Origin of the sequence: Aneurinibacillus sp. XH2 (assembly GCF_001439585.2) — a bacterium.
GTDB lineage: Bacteria > Bacillota > Bacilli > Aneurinibacillales > Aneurinibacillaceae > Aneurinibacillus > Aneurinibacillus thermoaerophilus.
The window spans coordinates 2478235-2492959 of record NZ_CP014140.1; the positions used below are offsets into that span (position 1 = coordinate 2478235).

The 14725-nt window shown below is 49.7% G+C and carries 17 protein-coding genes and 1 pseudogene; 1 reads left to right on the forward strand and 17 read right to left on the reverse strand.

The window, feature by feature from the left end; genetic code table 11:
- Positions 1-18 precede the first annotated feature (18 nt).
- From ACH33_RS12175 to ACH33_RS12225, 12 genes are all read right to left on the reverse strand, one after another.
- On the reverse strand, positions 19-1422 hold the full coding sequence (locus tag ACH33_RS12175) for a tetratricopeptide repeat protein (RefSeq protein WP_057899265.1): 1404 nt from the start codon (positions 1420-1422) through the stop codon (positions 19-21).
- A gap of 449 nt (positions 1423-1871) precedes the next feature.
- Complete coding sequence (gene panD, locus ACH33_RS12180; RefSeq protein WP_057899266.1) at positions 1872-2255, reverse strand: aspartate 1-decarboxylase; 384 nt, start codon at positions 2253-2255, stop codon at positions 1872-1874.
- Positions 2240-3109 carry a pantoate--beta-alanine ligase gene (panC, locus tag ACH33_RS12185; RefSeq protein ID WP_057899267.1) on the reverse strand — a complete coding sequence of 290 codons (870 nt, stop codon included), beginning with the start codon at positions 3107-3109 and terminating at the stop codon, positions 2240-2242. The genes panD and panC overlap by 16 nt, the downstream gene beginning before the upstream one ends.
- Positions 3106-3960 (reverse strand): 3-methyl-2-oxobutanoate hydroxymethyltransferase, encoded by an 855-nt coding sequence (gene panB, locus ACH33_RS12190; RefSeq protein ID WP_057899268.1) that lies wholly within the window; start codon positions 3958-3960, stop codon positions 3106-3108. Before panB ends, panC begins: the two co-directional genes overlap by 4 nt.
- A gap of 300 nt (positions 3961-4260) precedes the next feature.
- A complete protein-coding gene (locus ACH33_RS12195; protein ID WP_057899269.1) occupies positions 4261-5238 on the reverse strand; it encodes a biotin--[acetyl-CoA-carboxylase] ligase in 978 nt (325 codons plus the stop codon).
- Entirely contained in the window at positions 5225-6445 is a 1221-nt protein-coding gene (locus tag ACH33_RS12200; RefSeq protein ID WP_057899270.1) for a CCA tRNA nucleotidyltransferase, read from the reverse strand. The genes ACH33_RS12195 and ACH33_RS12200 overlap by 14 nt, the downstream gene beginning before the upstream one ends.
- Positions 6442-7584, reverse strand: a complete 1143-nt coding sequence (gene bshA, locus ACH33_RS12205; protein ID WP_057899271.1) for an N-acetyl-alpha-D-glucosaminyl L-malate synthase BshA — start codon at positions 7582-7584, stop codon at positions 6442-6444. Before bshA ends, ACH33_RS12200 begins: the two co-directional genes overlap by 4 nt.
- A 13-nt stretch (positions 7585-7597) precedes the next feature.
- Complete coding sequence (bshB1, locus tag ACH33_RS12210) at positions 7598-8314, reverse strand: bacillithiol biosynthesis deacetylase BshB1 (protein ID WP_057899272.1); 717 nt, start codon at positions 8312-8314, stop codon at positions 7598-7600.
- Complete coding sequence (locus ACH33_RS12215) at positions 8311-8730, reverse strand: methylglyoxal synthase (protein WP_057899273.1); 420 nt, start codon at positions 8728-8730, stop codon at positions 8311-8313. Before ACH33_RS12215 ends, bshB1 begins: the two co-directional genes overlap by 4 nt.
- A 13-nt stretch (positions 8731-8743) precedes the next feature.
- A complete protein-coding gene (dapB, locus tag ACH33_RS12220) occupies positions 8744-9544 on the reverse strand; it encodes a 4-hydroxy-tetrahydrodipicolinate reductase (protein ID WP_057899274.1) in 801 nt (266 codons plus the stop codon).
- Positions 9541-9708: a hypothetical protein gene (locus tag ACH33_RS19415; protein WP_156424074.1), complete on the reverse strand. Its 168-nt coding sequence runs from the start codon at positions 9706-9708 to the stop codon at positions 9541-9543. The genes dapB and ACH33_RS19415 overlap by 4 nt, the downstream gene beginning before the upstream one ends.
- Before the next feature lie 154 nt (positions 9709-9862).
- Positions 9863-10207 (reverse strand): nucleotide pyrophosphohydrolase, encoded by a 345-nt coding sequence (locus ACH33_RS12225; RefSeq protein ID WP_057899275.1) that lies wholly within the window; start codon positions 10205-10207, stop codon positions 9863-9865.
- Positions 10208-10329: 122 nt separating this feature from the next.
- Between ACH33_RS12225 and ACH33_RS12230 the strand changes: the two genes are divergently transcribed.
- The gene (locus ACH33_RS12230) at positions 10330-11184 is read left to right on the forward strand and encodes a YitT family protein (protein WP_057899276.1); all 855 of its coding nucleotides are present in this window, start codon (positions 10330-10332) and stop codon (positions 11182-11184) included.
- Positions 11185-11335: 151 nt separating this feature from the next.
- On the opposite strand, the gene ACH33_RS12235 is transcribed toward ACH33_RS12230, so the two are convergent.
- The 5 genes and pseudogenes from ACH33_RS12235 to qcrB form a co-directional block, all read right to left on the reverse strand.
- Positions 11336-12181, reverse strand: coding sequence for a sporulation protein YpjB (locus ACH33_RS12235; protein WP_057899277.1), 846 nt, complete (start codon positions 12179-12181; stop codon positions 11336-11338).
- A gap of 58 nt (positions 12182-12239) precedes the next feature.
- Complete coding sequence (locus ACH33_RS12240) at positions 12240-12842, reverse strand: DUF1405 domain-containing protein (protein ID WP_057899278.1); 603 nt, start codon at positions 12840-12842, stop codon at positions 12240-12242.
- Positions 12843-12914: 72 nt separating this feature from the next.
- On the reverse strand, positions 12915-13202 hold the full coding sequence (locus ACH33_RS20140; protein WP_257721609.1) for a c-type cytochrome: 288 nt from the start codon (positions 13200-13202) through the stop codon (positions 12915-12917).
- 42 nt (positions 13203-13244) lie between these two features.
- Positions 13245-14015 (reverse strand): annotated as a pseudogene (locus ACH33_RS12245) (c-type cytochrome); the annotation flags it as partial.
- 36 nt (positions 14016-14051) lie between these two features.
- Entirely contained in the window at positions 14052-14723 is a 672-nt protein-coding gene (gene qcrB, locus ACH33_RS12250; protein WP_057899279.1) for a menaquinol-cytochrome c reductase cytochrome b subunit, read from the reverse strand.
- Positions 14724-14725 lie beyond the last annotated feature (2 nt).

The window sequence follows — 14725 nt, forward strand, 5'->3', positions numbered from 1 at the left end:
AAAAAGAAAAACCGGTGCTTATGGGGCCGGAATAAATTCTTTCCACCTTTCGTACGCCTCTTCATGGGCGCCATCAGCATAGTGAAGAAGTCCGGCATACAATCCGCTCTCCCGAATTACGCCGGCCCTGTGGCTGAGTGAAAAATATTCTAGCGCTTCTTCACGTTTGCCCTGCATAAGCAACAGCCGTCCTTTCAAATACTGACCAAGTGCCCGTATATGTGCGTTTTGATCTTCGGATAGGTTGCTTATGATTTCTTCAGCGGCAACAAAGTGGTGTTGTTTGAGCAAAGTTTCCACCATGCCGGCTCTTGCCAACGGATGTTGATATTTACGCGCCGTCTGTTCAAACACCTTCCATGCCCTTTCCGCCTCTCCTTCGCACAGCAGAATCCAAGCGTATGAACACGCGTAATCCGGCTGATCCGGAGACAGAGTAAGCGCACGTTTCATGCAGGCAAGTGCCTGTTCTTTTTGGCCGGACTGCCAAAGCGACCAGCCCAATCCATGCCACACCGATGCATCGGCACGTGACGCAGGCAGCATCTCACGGTAACAACGGGCCGCTTCCTCGAACTTTCCAGTCTGCTCATAAATGCGGGCGATCGCTTGGTGTTGCTTTCCCTGATATGCAAGTGCCTCGGCGCGCTGAAGCAGCGTGTATGCTTCATCAAAGCGATGGCTTTTTGCGCAGCATGCACCAAGCAACAAAAGCACATCCACATCAGGAGCCGTCCCTCTAAGCAATGGCCGAGCAGTTTGTATCGCTTCTTCGTACCGACCGAGATGGCACAGTGCAAGCGCTTGGTTATATCTGGCGTCTGCAAACTGGTCGAATGCCCCCAGCGCCTGCTCAAACCAGCCGAGCCCTTGTTCGGGATTTCCTTCCATCATGGCAATACACCCCATCGCATTGTATGAAGCGGCACAAATAAAAGGATGTACACACGTTTCCGTCAACAAATGAAACTGGCGATATGCCACATCCAGGCGCCCAGACATGAGAAAGCCGAATGCGAGGTATAGCCGGGCCACAGCTACATCGGGAGCCTCTTCCAGAACTTTACTGAAGGACTCCACCGCTTCATGGTACATGGATAGCGTGAAATAACCTTGTCCTTGACGAAACGTCGCCGCCAGCGTATATGGCAAATAAATTTCTTCCTCCGTCTCTTCTTCAGCCGTTACATCGTGAAGCTGGGAAGACACGGAAGCATCTTCCGCTTCCTCAAACATCCGCTGTACTTTAATAAGGCGGTCTTCAAAACTAAGCCATTCTTCAACAATTCGATCGCTGATCTGGCGCAGTTTCAGCACTTCGCAATACAATTGATTCCTGTCACCCTCCGATGCAGTCTCCATCTGTTGCTCAATGAGATTCAGCCGATCTTTAAGGGCGGCAAAATAGTGGGAAAGCAGCACAAAAAAACCACCTTTCGCATCAACATATTACTTTCAGTGTGACACAAAAGAGAAAAGAATATGAGCGTATTCTGTCATACTTGATTTGTAAAAAATTTCAAATATACGTATATTCATAATTAGAAAAAGGTGGGGGATTGTGTAAAAGAAGTTTTGATCAAGGCATACCAGGCGATAAACCAGTTCATAAGTAGTACTGAAGAATTAGTTAATCCGGCAAAGAAAAATGAATATGCAGTGCGGAAATTAGGGTGAAGGAGGATAATCAGACATGAAAAAACGGTACAATTACAGTAAAAGAAGACAAAATTTTTTAGAAATTAAAATTCCGTTACAATAAAGTTTCTTTCGCTTGGCACCACCTCGGCTGGCCGCAGTCTTGACACGAAAATAACCTGCCAAGACTGCGGCTGATAAGCCGGTTTTATTCCATTCCCTATTCACATTACTTATAGCACGGTCGCATGAATCTCTTCACCAAGCATCTGCTCAATCCGATTATTTTCATCCATAATGGCCACTTTCGGCTTGTACGTTTTCGCTTCCTCATTCGTCATCATCGCATAGGAAATAATAATCACGATATCGCCCGGCTGAACGAGACGGGCTGCTGCACCATTCAAACAGATTACGCCGCTGCCGCGCTCCCCTTCAATTACGTATGTTTCCAGACGAGCGCCGTTATTGTTGTTGACAATCTGTACTTTCTCGTTTGGCAAAATGTCCACGGCGTCCATAATGTCCCGATCAATCGTGACGCTGCCAACATAATTCAAGTTCGCTTCCGTCACCGTCGCCCGGTGGATTTTTGATTTCATCATCGTACGGAACATGCAATATCCTCCTGACTCGCCACAAGCATAATATTGTCAATAAGACGCGTGCGACCGAAGCGCACCGCAAGCGCAATAAGACAGTCGCCGCGCAGTTCCTCAAGCGGCACAAGCTCCGGATAACTCCGGATTTCGATATAATCGATGTCCGCCAGCGGGCTCTCTTGAATGACGGATTCAATGGCTGTACGCAGCACTGTCGCGTCACGTTCCCCGCATTCTACCATTTCCTGTGCCCGTTTCAGCGAACGTGACAAAACAAGCGCTTGCTTCCTTTCTTCCGGGGACAAATATACATTGCGCGAACTGAGCGCAAGCCCGTCCGCTTCACGTACAATCGGGCATGGCACGATCTCAACAGGAATGTTTAAATCACGAACCATCTGTGTAATCACTGCCACCTGTTGTGCATCCTTCATACCGAAAAACGCGTAATCTGGCTGCACAATGTTAAACAGCTTGGTCACAACAGTTGCCACGCCGTCGAAATGTCCTGGACGCGACGCGCCGCACATACATTCAGTAATCTCTTTAACAGAAACGATTGTTTTACTTCCTGGCGGGTACATTTCTTCAACCGGTGGGAAGAACAGGATGTCCACTCCTTGCGCTTCCGCGAGACGACAATCCCGCTCGATATCGCGCGGATATTTCTCTAGATCTTCATTCGGACCAAATTGCAGCGGATTGACAAAGATACTCATAACGACCACATCGGACATTTCCTTCGCTTTCTCAACAAGGCTCAAATGCCCTTCGTGCAAATAGCCCATTGTCGGCACAAAACCTATCGTCTTTGGGCGCATTTCCTTCAGCATGGCCCGCAACTCTCGAATGGAGGAGACCACTCTCATGCTTTCACCCCTCCATACAATTGTTCAAGTGCTTCTTCGCTTATTGCAAACGTATGCGTATCTTCCGGGAACGCTCCGCTGCGCACTTCTTCCGCATATCTAGAAATCGCCTGTTTGATGAGTGAGCCCGCGTCCGCGTACTTCTTCACAAATTTTGGCACGCGGTCGCTGCCGTACGATAATATATCATGATACACCAGTACCTGACCATCACAGCCGGCTCCAGCACCAATGCCAATCGTCGGAATCGAAAGCTTACGTGAGATAAACTCCGCAAGTTGCTTTGGCACGCATTCCATAACAAGCGCAAATACTCCCGCTTCCTCAAGCGCCAGCGCATCATCCATTAGCTTTTGAGCCGCTTCCGGCGTTTTGCCTTGCACTTTGTATCCTCCAAGTTGATGTACAGACTGCGGAGTTAGTCCGATATGCCCCACCACCGGAATGCCAGCCTGCGTGCAGCGGCGAATCAACGGTGCAAGCTCCGCTCCGCCTTCGATCTTTATGGCTTTAGCGAGCCCTTCCTGCATGATGCGTCCGGCGTTGCGCAGCGCTTCTTCGATCGTGCCGTGATACGTTAAAAACGGCATGTCCGTCACCACAAACGCACGCTTTACCCCACGCGTAACCGCTTTCGTATGATGGATCATATCGTCGAGCGTGACCGGTAGCGTTGAATCATACCCCAACACTACCATGCCAAGCGAATCGCCGACAAGAATCATATCGACTCCTGCTTCGTCCGCCAATTTAGCCGACGGATAATCGTACGCGGTCAGCATGACGATGCGTTGTCCATTCCGTTTCATTTCTTTTAAAGAGAGAGTCGTGATCGGTGAATTGCCCCCCATTTTCATTCCTCCTTGCGCTTTGAGCGATTAAGGCAAAAAAGGCGCTTGAAGGCACAGAAAAACGCCTTCAAACAGAGGAGAAGGCGTACTGAAACCATTTTCTATGGATATGGTCGCATCTTGTTTCCTCTGTCTCGGTCCTCATCGGCTCAGAGCAGATTCAAATATTTTTTCACTGACAACAACAAAACACATCCTGGTGCCATTCCGCGTGGATACGGCCCTGACATCCTCATTATAAGCTTAAAAATGATGGTTTATCAATCTTTTTTGTTTCTTTATGTTGAAATTTGCTAATTTTTAACCATGGATTTCGACATCGGCCGAATACACTTTCGTTACCGAACCATCTTCCCGGCGCACCAGCAGCACACCTGATTCGTCAATGCCTTCAGCGTACCCCGAAAGCGATCCCTGCAGCGTACGAATCGTCACTTTTTTGCCGATCGTAACAGCATACGTTTCCCAACGTTTCTTCACCGGAGCGAATCCTTTGGCAAGATATAGATCATACAATTCTTCAAGCCGTGTCAAAATCTGCTGGAGCAACGGCACGCGCCGCAGCGGTTCGCCCTTTTCGATGCGAAGCGAAGTCGCAATCCCATGCACGTCTTCCGGAAAGTGTTCCGGCAGCGTATTAACATTCAGTCCGATCCCAACAATAAGAGAATGAATACGGTCGGATTCTGCATTCAATTCCGTCAAAATGCCACACACTTTCTTGCCGTTAATCAAAATATCGTTCGGCCATTTAATCTGGGCGCTAATGCCGCAAAACTCATGCAGCGTTTCCACCACAGCGACCGCTGTCAAAAGCGTCAGTTGTGGGCACTTTTGTAACTCAAGCGCCGGGCGCAAGAGAAGGCTCATGGAGATGTTCGCGCCCGGTGGAGAGTGCCATACACGGCCAAGTCTCCCTTTTCCTTCTGTCTGTTGATCAGCAACCACAAGCGTACCTTCCGGCGCACCCTCTTTCGCCAGTTCCTGGCACTTGTTCTGAGTAGAATCAATCGACGGATAATAATAAATCTTCTGGCCCAGCACCCGTGTGGAAAGACCCACTTTAATTTCCTCAGCAATCATAACGTCCGGCGCAAAAACGAGCCGATAACCGGAGCGGCGTACCGCTTCAAACACATACCCTTCTTCCCGGAACTCTTCAATATGCTTCCAGATCGCCGTCCGGGAAACACCTAAGCGGCGGCTAATTTCTTCGCCTGAGATAAATTCGCCGCCAGCCTGCTTAAACATTTGCAACAAATTCTCACGTATATTCATCGATTACCTTCCTTGTCTGCAATAATAAGGCGTGCCGCTCATTAGGCACCTCTCCTTTGTTTACATCAAGCGAAAGCCTCAGTAACATAGCGCGAATCCACGGTCCACCCTTGCGGCCCAGCACCTGCTGTAGCTCCGCCCCACTTACAGCTAACTCCTGGAGCGTTTTCACCTGCATAGCATCGTACGTACGCGCAAGGCGCGCCGTGACGCCTGCAGCCTGATATATGATTTCGTATAAGGAAGCGGCGTTGCTCAACGCATCCCATCCGTATTCAAGCAGCCATCTCTCGCTTCTTTCTTCCGCTTCCGGCAACCGCAGCATCTCTACCAAGTCAATCATTTGCCGGCACGATTTAATAAGTTTTTTCTCGCTGCGCAGCGCGCGCAGCACGGACTCCACGTCCGCTTCCCGGCCGCAGACTAAAAATAAATACGACCAGCGGGCGGCAAGACCATTGACTTCACGAAGTCGTTCCCGCTCTGTCTCGCTCCACTCCTGCTTGCCGGAAAGCAATACGTTAAGCCCCGGCATAACCCGGGCAAGCCCTGTTTCCAACACATCCATTACAGCCCGATCCGGATAACGGCTGGCGAGCGCTTTGTTCCATTCCGCATTGATACGTTCCACGGCTACATAGCGAATATCTTCCACAAGTTCCCGGACTGCTTCATATGTAGTGCGGTCAATGGCAAACCCAAGCTGACTGGCGAAACGGATGCAGCGCAACATGCGCAGCGCATCCTCGGCAAACCGTTCCTGCGGTGCGCCAACTGCACGAATGATCCGGTTTTGCAAATCTTTTTGACCGCCAAAGGGATCAACCACGCGCCCGCGCAAATCAAGCGCCATCGCGTTAACCGTAAAATCCCGGCGCGCAAGGTCTTCCTCAATTGTTGCAACAAACCGTACTTCGTCCGGACGACGGTGATCCTTATACCCGCTCTCTGTCCGAAATGTCGTTACTTCGAGCGGTACTCCTCCTTCAAGCACAGTGACCGTCCCGTGCTGAAGACCGGTAGGCACGGTGCGCGAAAACAACACCATTACCTCTTCGGGTCTGGCTGACGTGGCAATGTCAAGATCATGCACAGGTCGGCCAAGCAACGTATCGCGTACATATCCGCCGACAAAATAAGCGCTGTATCCAGCTTCCTCCAGCTTCTTGAGCACTTGCTTTCCGGCTTCGATTACGTCCGTTTTCATAACTTCGGACACGGCTCCGTTTCGCCGGTTAGCACGCGCCGGTAAATGGCTTCATACTGACGGGTGATTTTTTTATGGCAGAACGTATGGTACGCCCGTTCGATCGCCTGACGTGAAAAGCGCTCATACATCGCCGGGTCAGACACGAGTTCTACCGCTTTTTGCGCCATGCCTTCCACGTCGCCAATCGGCCGAATAAATCCGGTTTCCCCATCTTTGATCACTTCCGGAAGCCCGCCGGCATTGCTTGCGATAACGGGTTTCCCGCATGCCATCGCCTCAAGAGCCACCAAGCCGAAACTTTCCTGGGCCGATGGAAGCAGGAGCACATCCGCTATAGACAACACACATGCGATATCTTCCTGTTTGCCGAGAAAAATTACGTCCTCGCGCAGATTCAGTTCCGACGCTAGATCCCGCACGACCGGTAGCTCTGGCCCTTCGCCAATCATAAGCAGTTTAGCGGTGAGACGCTTTTTAATATGATGGAAAATGCGCACCACATCGTCCGTCCGCTTTACGGCGCGAAAATTGGAAATATGAATAAAGACTTTCTCACCGTTCGGCGCATACTCCTCACGTATGTCGCACATATCACGCGGATAGTACTCGCGCTTATCAATAAAGTTATAAATAAGCTCAATCGGTGTTTTAACCTGAAGAACTTCCCGTGTTTGATTGATTAAGCTTTGTGATACGGCCGTTACAGCATCGCTGTGCTCAATGCCAAACCGGATCATATCCTTTAGCGTATGATCATAGCCTAATACGGTAATGTCGGTTCCATGCAAAGTCGTCACCACTTTCAGGTGATCACCTACCATTTGTTTCGCCAAATACGCAGAAATCGCGTGCGGCACTGCGTAGTGGACATGCAGCAGATCCAGCTTCTCCGTTTTGGCGACCTGCGCCATTCGACTGGCCAGCGTTAAGTCGTACGGTGGATATTGGAACACGGAATAGCTATTTACATCTACTTCGTGAAAATAAATGTTGCGATAGTACTTGCCAAGCCGAAACGGCATGCCCGACGTGATGAAATGCACCGTATGCCCACGCTCGGCCAGTAATTTCCCCAGCTCCGTCGCCACAACGCCGGAACCGCCAACAGACGGATAACATGTAATTCCAATTTTCATCGCTCGCTCCCTCTCATAGGAAGTCTTTCAACAGCAACGGGGTATAGCTAACGAATCCTTCCGCATAAACGACGCCAGCTGATTGCCCAAAAATATACTCCCGGGCGCGCACTCTCTCAAGATACCCTTCCGTAAGCGGCGTAGCCACGGATCCGGGCTCCATTTCAAACTGTGAGCGATACGCGCCAAGTGCCGCCATTTTCGCTTCCATTTCTTTGCTAATATCTACCAAAAATTGCGGATCAGTCTGTCCATTAATAAAATAAGCGATTACATGCTCCACTTTGTGCGGAGGGAACGTTTCTTCCCCGCCAGCATTATACTTGCGAATTCGCGCGTTAAACACCGCTTCCCGCACAAGAACGCTGCACATGCCATGATCGGGATGGCGATCCTCCCAATACGGCATCAAAACAACACGCGGCCGGTACAATCGAATGATGCGGGTAATAGCCTGGATTTGCTCCGGAACCGGGGCAAGTCCACGATCCGGCAATTCCAAATTCAATCGGACATGCAGACCGAGCAAGCGAGACGCTTCTGCCGCCTCCTGCTGGCGGCGCTCCACCGTCCCGTTAGAAGAAAGCTCTGCTTTTGTCAGATCGCAAATGCCTGTCCGCTTCCCCTGGTTCGCCCACTTGCGCAACAGGCCACCAGCCCCGATCTCCACATCGTCCGGATGGGCGCCAAATGCCAGCGCGTGCAGCGGCGCCGGAAACCGTCCGCTCATTTCTGATCCTCTCCTTTGTATTTGTGCACGATCTCGCGCCATGCAAAGTTCCCCCGTTCCAAAGCATGAATCAGCATTTCCGCGGTTGCGATATTCGTGGCCAGCGGAATACTGTGCACATCACACAGCCGCAACAAAGCTGTAACATCCGGCTCATGTGGCTGCGCGGTTAGCGGATCCCGTAAAAAAATAACAAGGTCCATTTCATCTTGCGCAATCAGCGCCCCGATTTGTTGATCACCGCCCATCGGACCCGAAAGCACCCGCTGAACCGGAATTCCTGTCGCCTCCATGATCTTTGTTCCGGTTGTGCCGGTCGCATAAACGGTATGCTTGGTCAGCGTGTCGCGATAGGCAATCGCAAAGTTGACCATTTCACTTTTCTTATTGTCATGGGCTATTAACGCAATGTTCATCCTTGTTCTCCTCTTATACCATAATGTTTTCCAAACCGTAAATAAGGCCTGTGTGCTCCATGACTTTTTTGATCGCTAGATTGACGCCTGGCATAAATGACTCGCGGTTGATGGAATCGTGCCGAATCGTCAGCGTTTGCCCCACCGCGCCAAAAATAACCTCCTGGTGCGCCACAAGACCGGGCAGGCGTACGCTGTGGATGCGAAATCCGCCATAATAACCGCCGCGCGCGCCCTCAAGCGTTTCCTTTTCTTCTGGATGTCCTTGCTTTATTTCGTCGCGCGCCGCCTGGATCATCTCCGCTGTTTTTACCGCTGTTCCAGAAGGTGCGTCCAGTTTCTTGTCATGATGTAACTCAATGATTTCTACATGCGGCATATACTTGGCAGCCTCTTGAGCAAATTTCATCATGAGTACAGCGCCAATGGCGAAATTCGGAGCGATAATGCCACCGATCTGATGCTCGCGGCACAGCTTGTCCAGCTCTTCAATATCTTCCGGCGTAAAGCCCGTTGTGCCCACGACCGGGCGTACGCCCGCCTCGATAGCTGCGATCATATTTTGCTTTACGACGTGGGGTGTGGTAAAATCGACCAACACATCCGGACGATATACCTCTAACGCCCGTCTGATATCGGAAACAAACGGAGCTTGAAGGCTTCCAAGACCGAGCACCTCGCCAACATCTTCTCCATTATATTTCGGGTCAATGCCGCAGACAAACCGCAGCGTCTCATCTTTTATAATCATCTTTACCGATTCTTGGCCCATCCGGCCACGCGGGCCGGCTACCGCTACACGAATTTGCTTCATTTCCCATTCTCCCTCTTCTCTTTTTTCTCCTGCATCGCTTGTTTCCGGCGACGCGCAAGCAGTTTTCGCCCTCTGCGAATTCGGAGCCAACCTTGCCGCCTGGCGGGCTGACTTATGGGCAAGAATATATTGCCCGCGTTAAAAATAAATTTCTCCGGCCACATAATGGGCCTCCGTATAAAGGGGAGCAAGCGCCATGGCCTTCTCAATCGTTCGCACTGCTAGCGTCAGCTGCTGATTGCGGGTGGATGTTTTCTTCTGTATCCATCGGCACCACCCCTGTTTGGCCTATGGTATGACAGTATATGTATTATCCATTTACTCGGTGTCAATTTTTGTCCAACGGTCTTTGTCCCGCGTATTAAATTTGTGCATCATATCATGGAACGCTTTTTCAAGATCAATGTTCAATGAATTAGCGAAACAAAGAATAATAAACAGACAATCCGCCAGTTCCATATCAATCGTATTTTCCGCCTCATCTTTCCGTTTCGGCTTCTCACCATAATAATGGTTCACTTCGCGCGCAAGTTCACCGGCTTCTTCCGTCAACCGCGCCATGAGCGCCAACGGTGAAAAGTAGCCTTCTTTAAACTGGCTAATATAATCATCGACAATGCGTTGCATCTCCGCAAGCGTAAGCAATTGCTTCCCGTTTTCCATGCACGCCCCTCCTTTTTACGTTTATGGTATTTGTATGTATTCTTATGTTACCGCAGAGGTGGAAGATTGACAAATTTCTCGATATAATAACCATGATCTAGCATTATCGCAGGAGGGCATACATGAACCATCATCTACGCAATATCTTCGCTATTTTGGTCGGCTCCGCTATCATGGGATTTGGCATTAACTACTTTAACATCGCCAACCGGCTGGCGGAAGGCGGGATTACCGGGATTACCCTGCTTCTTAAATACACGTTAAACTTGGATCCAGGCATCACCAATCTTGTATTGAATATACCCCTGCTTTTTATCGGATGGAAAATGCTCGGACGACAGTCGGCCATATATACGATCATCGGTACAGTAGCCGTGTCTTTTTTCCTCACACTGTTTTCAGCATTTCGCCATCCGATGGAAAATGATACGCTTCTTGCCGCGCTGTACGCGGGCGTGACGGTCGGACTTGGGCTTGGCATCGTATTCCGTTTCGGCGGCACAACCGGTGGCGTCGATATTATAGCCCGGCTGTTCAATAAACATTTCGGCTGGAGCATTGGCCGTACGCTGTTCATCTTTGATTTGTTCGTTATCGGCCTGTCTCTGTATTATCTCAATCTTGATTTGGCGATGTATACGCTGGTTGCATTGTTTGTGGCGGCGCGTGTTATCGATTTCGTACAAGAAGGCTCTTATGCAGCCAAAGCGGTTATGATTATCTCCGATCATGCAGTGGATATTTCCCAACGCATTATGCAAGAAATGGGACGTGGAGCGACGCTGCTAAAGGGCCGGGGCGGCTACACCGGACTTGATAAAGAGGTGTTATACTGCGTGGTAAGCCGCAATGAGATCGTTCGCTTTAAGAATCTCATCCATGAAACCGATCCCCACGCATTTATCATCATCAATGATGTGCATGAAGTATTTGGCGAAGGTTTTACGCTGGATGAGAAGAAACAGCCAATACGATAGGCGCTAGGAAGAAAAAGCAAGAAAAACGACAACCGTCTCGGCCCAGATGTTTTGCGGATGCCGCTTTTGCCGAAGAAGGGCGGATAGATAATATGCAATAAGTTAATACAAGCGCGAGAAGAAGAGGCAGATGTAGTAGCAAGTCGAAAAGTTACAACTCTCTTCTTCTTTTCTTCTTCAGATTCTGCTCTGCCTTATACTTTTTCCATCCGACATAACCTAAGGCAGTAAAAATAACAGAGGCAAAAAGAGCGATAATTAAGAACGGCGATTCCGGCGGCATACCTAATGCGAAAGCGGAAGTGTCTTCGCCAACAAATATGGCGTCTACAACTCGATTCAATTCATTGAGCGCATTTGCAATCGCGTCCCAGTTGTATTGGGCTTTTCTTGTTTCCTGCAATAAAAAACTGTAAATCGAATACAGCATTTCTATCTGCTGTGCGGTGGCGGAAACAGTAAACGCAGGCTTTAGTGTCTGGTATAGCTGCAAATTTTGCATAAACGTCCGAGAAAAATCGCTTTCCTTCCGTCCGGCTGCCAGCAGTATCATTTTATTGATATGTTCCTTATACGAGTTGTAATAATTCTTCCATAATGGCTGCCTCTCATGCGTCAAACTGTCGATCGAAAGGCGCACTTGAAGCGCGTGCCAGAGCAAACGATCCGATTCAGGTTCCACAGCGGCAAACGCCCGCTTCGCTTTCAGTATCGTATCAGAAAGCGCATTTACCGCTTCAAGAGAAAGTCCTTTCGGCGGCTTCGTTTCCGCAAACAGCACACCAAGCTCCGTCAGGCTTTGCTTCGCTTCACTGTATTTTTCCTCTTTTGTTAGCTGATAAATATCCTGCGACAACTGATCCATTCGCTGGTATGCAGACAGCGTTTGTTCGGGCACTTGGGTGGAGGAGACACGTTTACCCAGCACCATCCATCCTGTATACAAGGCCATAAAAAGGAAAGCAACACTCATTACGATAAAAACAATTTTTTTCACGACTCGTCCTCCCCTTCTTACTTACATATGTATGGGGAAAAGGACAAGGATATGCTTATTATCGGGCGAACCGCCGATGATATTGAACAAGAGTGTATATCAACCAAAGGCTAAAAAGGCTTAGCCCAAACGTCGCAAAACCTACGATTTGATCATACGGCTCCAATTCATCCGCCAGCCATGGATGAATATCGAGCGTATAGTCGAGCAAATCATTGAGCAGTGTCCAAGCAGCTACCCAGAAAATATGGCCCATCTTAAGCGTATAAAAACGAGCGTACAACAAAGATTCCAGCGCCATACCGCCATGTGAAAACATCAGCATGTAATGCTGCCAATTCAGCTCGTCTCCGAGCGCGGCGCCAGCGATAATCACAGCAACAGCCCAGACACCGTATTTAAAATTCAGCACCGCCGCGAACGCCTCCAAAGACGGAATGCTACGTCCGGCAAGCAAAGCGATGAGCACTAAGGTGAACAACGTGCTCGCTGTCGGGCTATCCGGTACGAACAACCGTAAAAAAGCGGGCGAAGTCGACTCCAGCTGATATGCGTACCAGATAAAACCATAGATCGAACCTAGACCGTTAACGATAATCATTGTCCAGAGAAACCAAGAAGCGCGCAAAGAAGCCATAAACCATTTCCACAATGTTGTCATGCTACTCATCCTTTATTATGTATTTTCTCCGCCAAAAAAGACCAGACGGTTTCCCATCTGGCCTCTTTTCGTTTATTTTAGCGTTTTTAAGTACTCAATCATCGAGCTCATTTGCTGATCAGACCAAGATGCGCCAATCGGCGGCATACCGCCACGGCCGTTCTTAAGCACTTCAGCCACACCTTCCGGCTTTAGCTTATCAACTACACCATGAAGAGTCGGTGCTCCAGCACCACCATTCAAATCCTGTCCGTGGCAAGCCATGCACTGGTTTGCTATCGTTTTGCCTTCCTCGGCTGTGCCACCGGTCGGTGCCGCAGCGCTTTCGCCGCCTCCTGCCTTTGGTTCAGCAGGAGCCACCGTACCGCCGTTCGGTGCCGGAGCCGCGCCTTGACCATCGCCTTTCAGGCCAGCCAGGTATTTAACAAGCTGATCAAGCTCTTCCGAAGAGCCCTGGAACATACCAGGTGGCATGCCGCCGCGTCCATGCGTAATCACATCGCGGATTTGTTTTTCGTCCAGGCGACTTCCGACATTCCAGAGCGCCGGGCCTTGTCCGCCTTCCATATTCGCGCCATGGCAACCTTGACAGCTTGCTTGTTTTGTCCAAATCGGATCCGATTTAAAGTCAGCAGGTGGTTTCGCTGCCACTCCACCTGCGCCCGGAGCCGGTTCTGGATGTAAACGGTTGTGCTCATCAACCGCAGCCCAGGTTAGATAGAAGATGCTCACCAATGCAAGCAACATAAGACCTGTCGCCACCGGACGCTTGGACGGCTTACGCTCCGGCGATGTATCAAGCCATGGAGCCAGAAGCAGCGCGCTAAACGCGATGCCCGGGATAACCACAACCCCAAATACGACCCAGTTCCCAGATTGCCATGGATATTTCAGCAGCTGATACAAAAACAGAAAGTACCAGTCCGGAAGCGGAATGTAGCTTGCATTGTTCGGGTCTGCTTTGTCTTCAAGCGGCGCCGGATGGCTAACGGTGAGGATAAGAAAAGCGATTAGAACAACCGCAGCAACCATCCATTCTTTCAATAAGAAGTCGGGCCAAAACGCTTCGGATTTGCCCGGAAATTCTGCATAAGACGGAGCGATGTTCGGCGTCCGTTTCGCGGGCACGCGCGAGTCACCGACATACTCAATCGTCTTGTCATGCTTTGCCATTCTTTTACCCCCCTTATCCTTAGATCGAACCCCATCTTATAGCGGTCCAGAAATTCCCTGTCTCCGAATCATAATAAAGTGTGCGCCCAGAAGAGCAAGCAAAGCGCCGGGCAGGAAGAACACATGGATCGCAAAGAAACGCGCGAGCGTTCCGGCACCGACAATCGGACCACCTTGTAGCAATATTTTGATAAATCCGCCAATTAACGGCACTTGTTCGGCAATCTGGATACCTACCTTCGTCGCAAAAAACGCCTTATCATCCCAAGGAAGCAAGTACCCTGTAAAACCCAATCCCAGCATAACGAAGAAAATTAACATCCCTACAACCCAGTTCAATTCACGCGGACGTTTATATGCTCCTTGAAAAAATACGCGCAGCGTATGTAGAAACATCATAACAATGACAAGACTTGCACCCCAGTGATGCATACCGCGAACAATGACCCCAAAAGCTACTTCGTTCTGCAAATACTTAACGGATTCGTATGCGTTTTTAATATCGGGCACATAATACATGGTCAGGAACATACCGGACAAAATTTGAATGACAACGATAAAAAATGTAAGTCCACCGAAACAATAAACAAACGCCGAAAAATGATGGGCCGGGTTTACGTGCTCAGGCACTTCGTGGTCTGCAATGTCACGCCACATCGGGGTCACATTGAGACGCTCGTCAACCCAATCATACACTTTGCGAATCATGT

Excerpts from the sequence above, each read along its gene's own strand:
- panD (WP_057899266.1), bottom strand. The coding sequence starts at position 2,255 with ATGTTCCGTACGATGATGAAATCAAAAATCCACCGGGCGACGGTGACG.
- panC (WP_057899267.1), bottom strand. The coding sequence starts at position 3,109 with ATGAGAGTGGTCTCCTCCATTCGAGAGTTGCGGGCCATGCTGAAGGAA.
- panB (WP_057899268.1), bottom strand. The coding sequence starts at position 3,960 with ATGGGGGGCAATTCACCGATCACGACTCTCTCTTTAAAAGAAATGAAA.
- ACH33_RS12195 (WP_057899269.1), bottom strand. The coding sequence starts at position 5,238 with ATGAATATACGTGAGAATTTGTTGCAAATGTTTAAGCAGGCTGGCGGC.
- ACH33_RS12200 (WP_057899270.1), bottom strand. The coding sequence starts at position 6,445 with ATGAAAACGGACGTAATCGAAGCCGGAAAGCAAGTGCTCAAGAAGCTG.
- bshA (WP_057899271.1), bottom strand. The coding sequence starts at position 7,584 with ATGAAAATTGGAATTACATGTTATCCGTCTGTTGGCGGTTCCGGCGTT.
- bshB1 (WP_057899272.1), bottom strand. The coding sequence starts at position 8,314 with ATGAGCGGACGGTTTCCGGCGCCGCTGCACGCGCTGGCATTTGGCGCC.
- ACH33_RS12215 (WP_057899273.1), bottom strand. The coding sequence starts at position 8,730 with ATGAACATTGCGTTAATAGCCCATGACAATAAGAAAAGTGAAATGGTC.
- dapB (WP_057899274.1), bottom strand. The coding sequence starts at position 9,544 with ATGAAGCAAATTCGTGTAGCGGTAGCCGGCCCGCGTGGCCGGATGGGC.
- ACH33_RS19415 (WP_156424074.1), bottom strand. The coding sequence starts at position 9,708 with ATGTGGCCGGAGAAATTTATTTTTAACGCGGGCAATATATTCTTGCCC.
- ACH33_RS12225 (WP_057899275.1), bottom strand. The coding sequence starts at position 10,207 with ATGGAAAACGGGAAGCAATTGCTTACGCTTGCGGAGATGCAACGCATT.
- ACH33_RS12230 (WP_057899276.1), top strand. The coding sequence starts at position 10,330 with ATGAACCATCATCTACGCAATATCTTCGCTATTTTGGTCGGCTCCGCT.
- ACH33_RS12240 (WP_057899278.1), bottom strand. The coding sequence starts at position 12,842 with ATGACAACATTGTGGAAATGGTTTATGGCTTCTTTGCGCGCTTCTTGG.
- qcrB (WP_057899279.1), bottom strand. The coding sequence starts at position 14,723 with ATGATTCGCAAAGTGTATGATTGGGTTGACGAGCGTCTCAATGTGACC.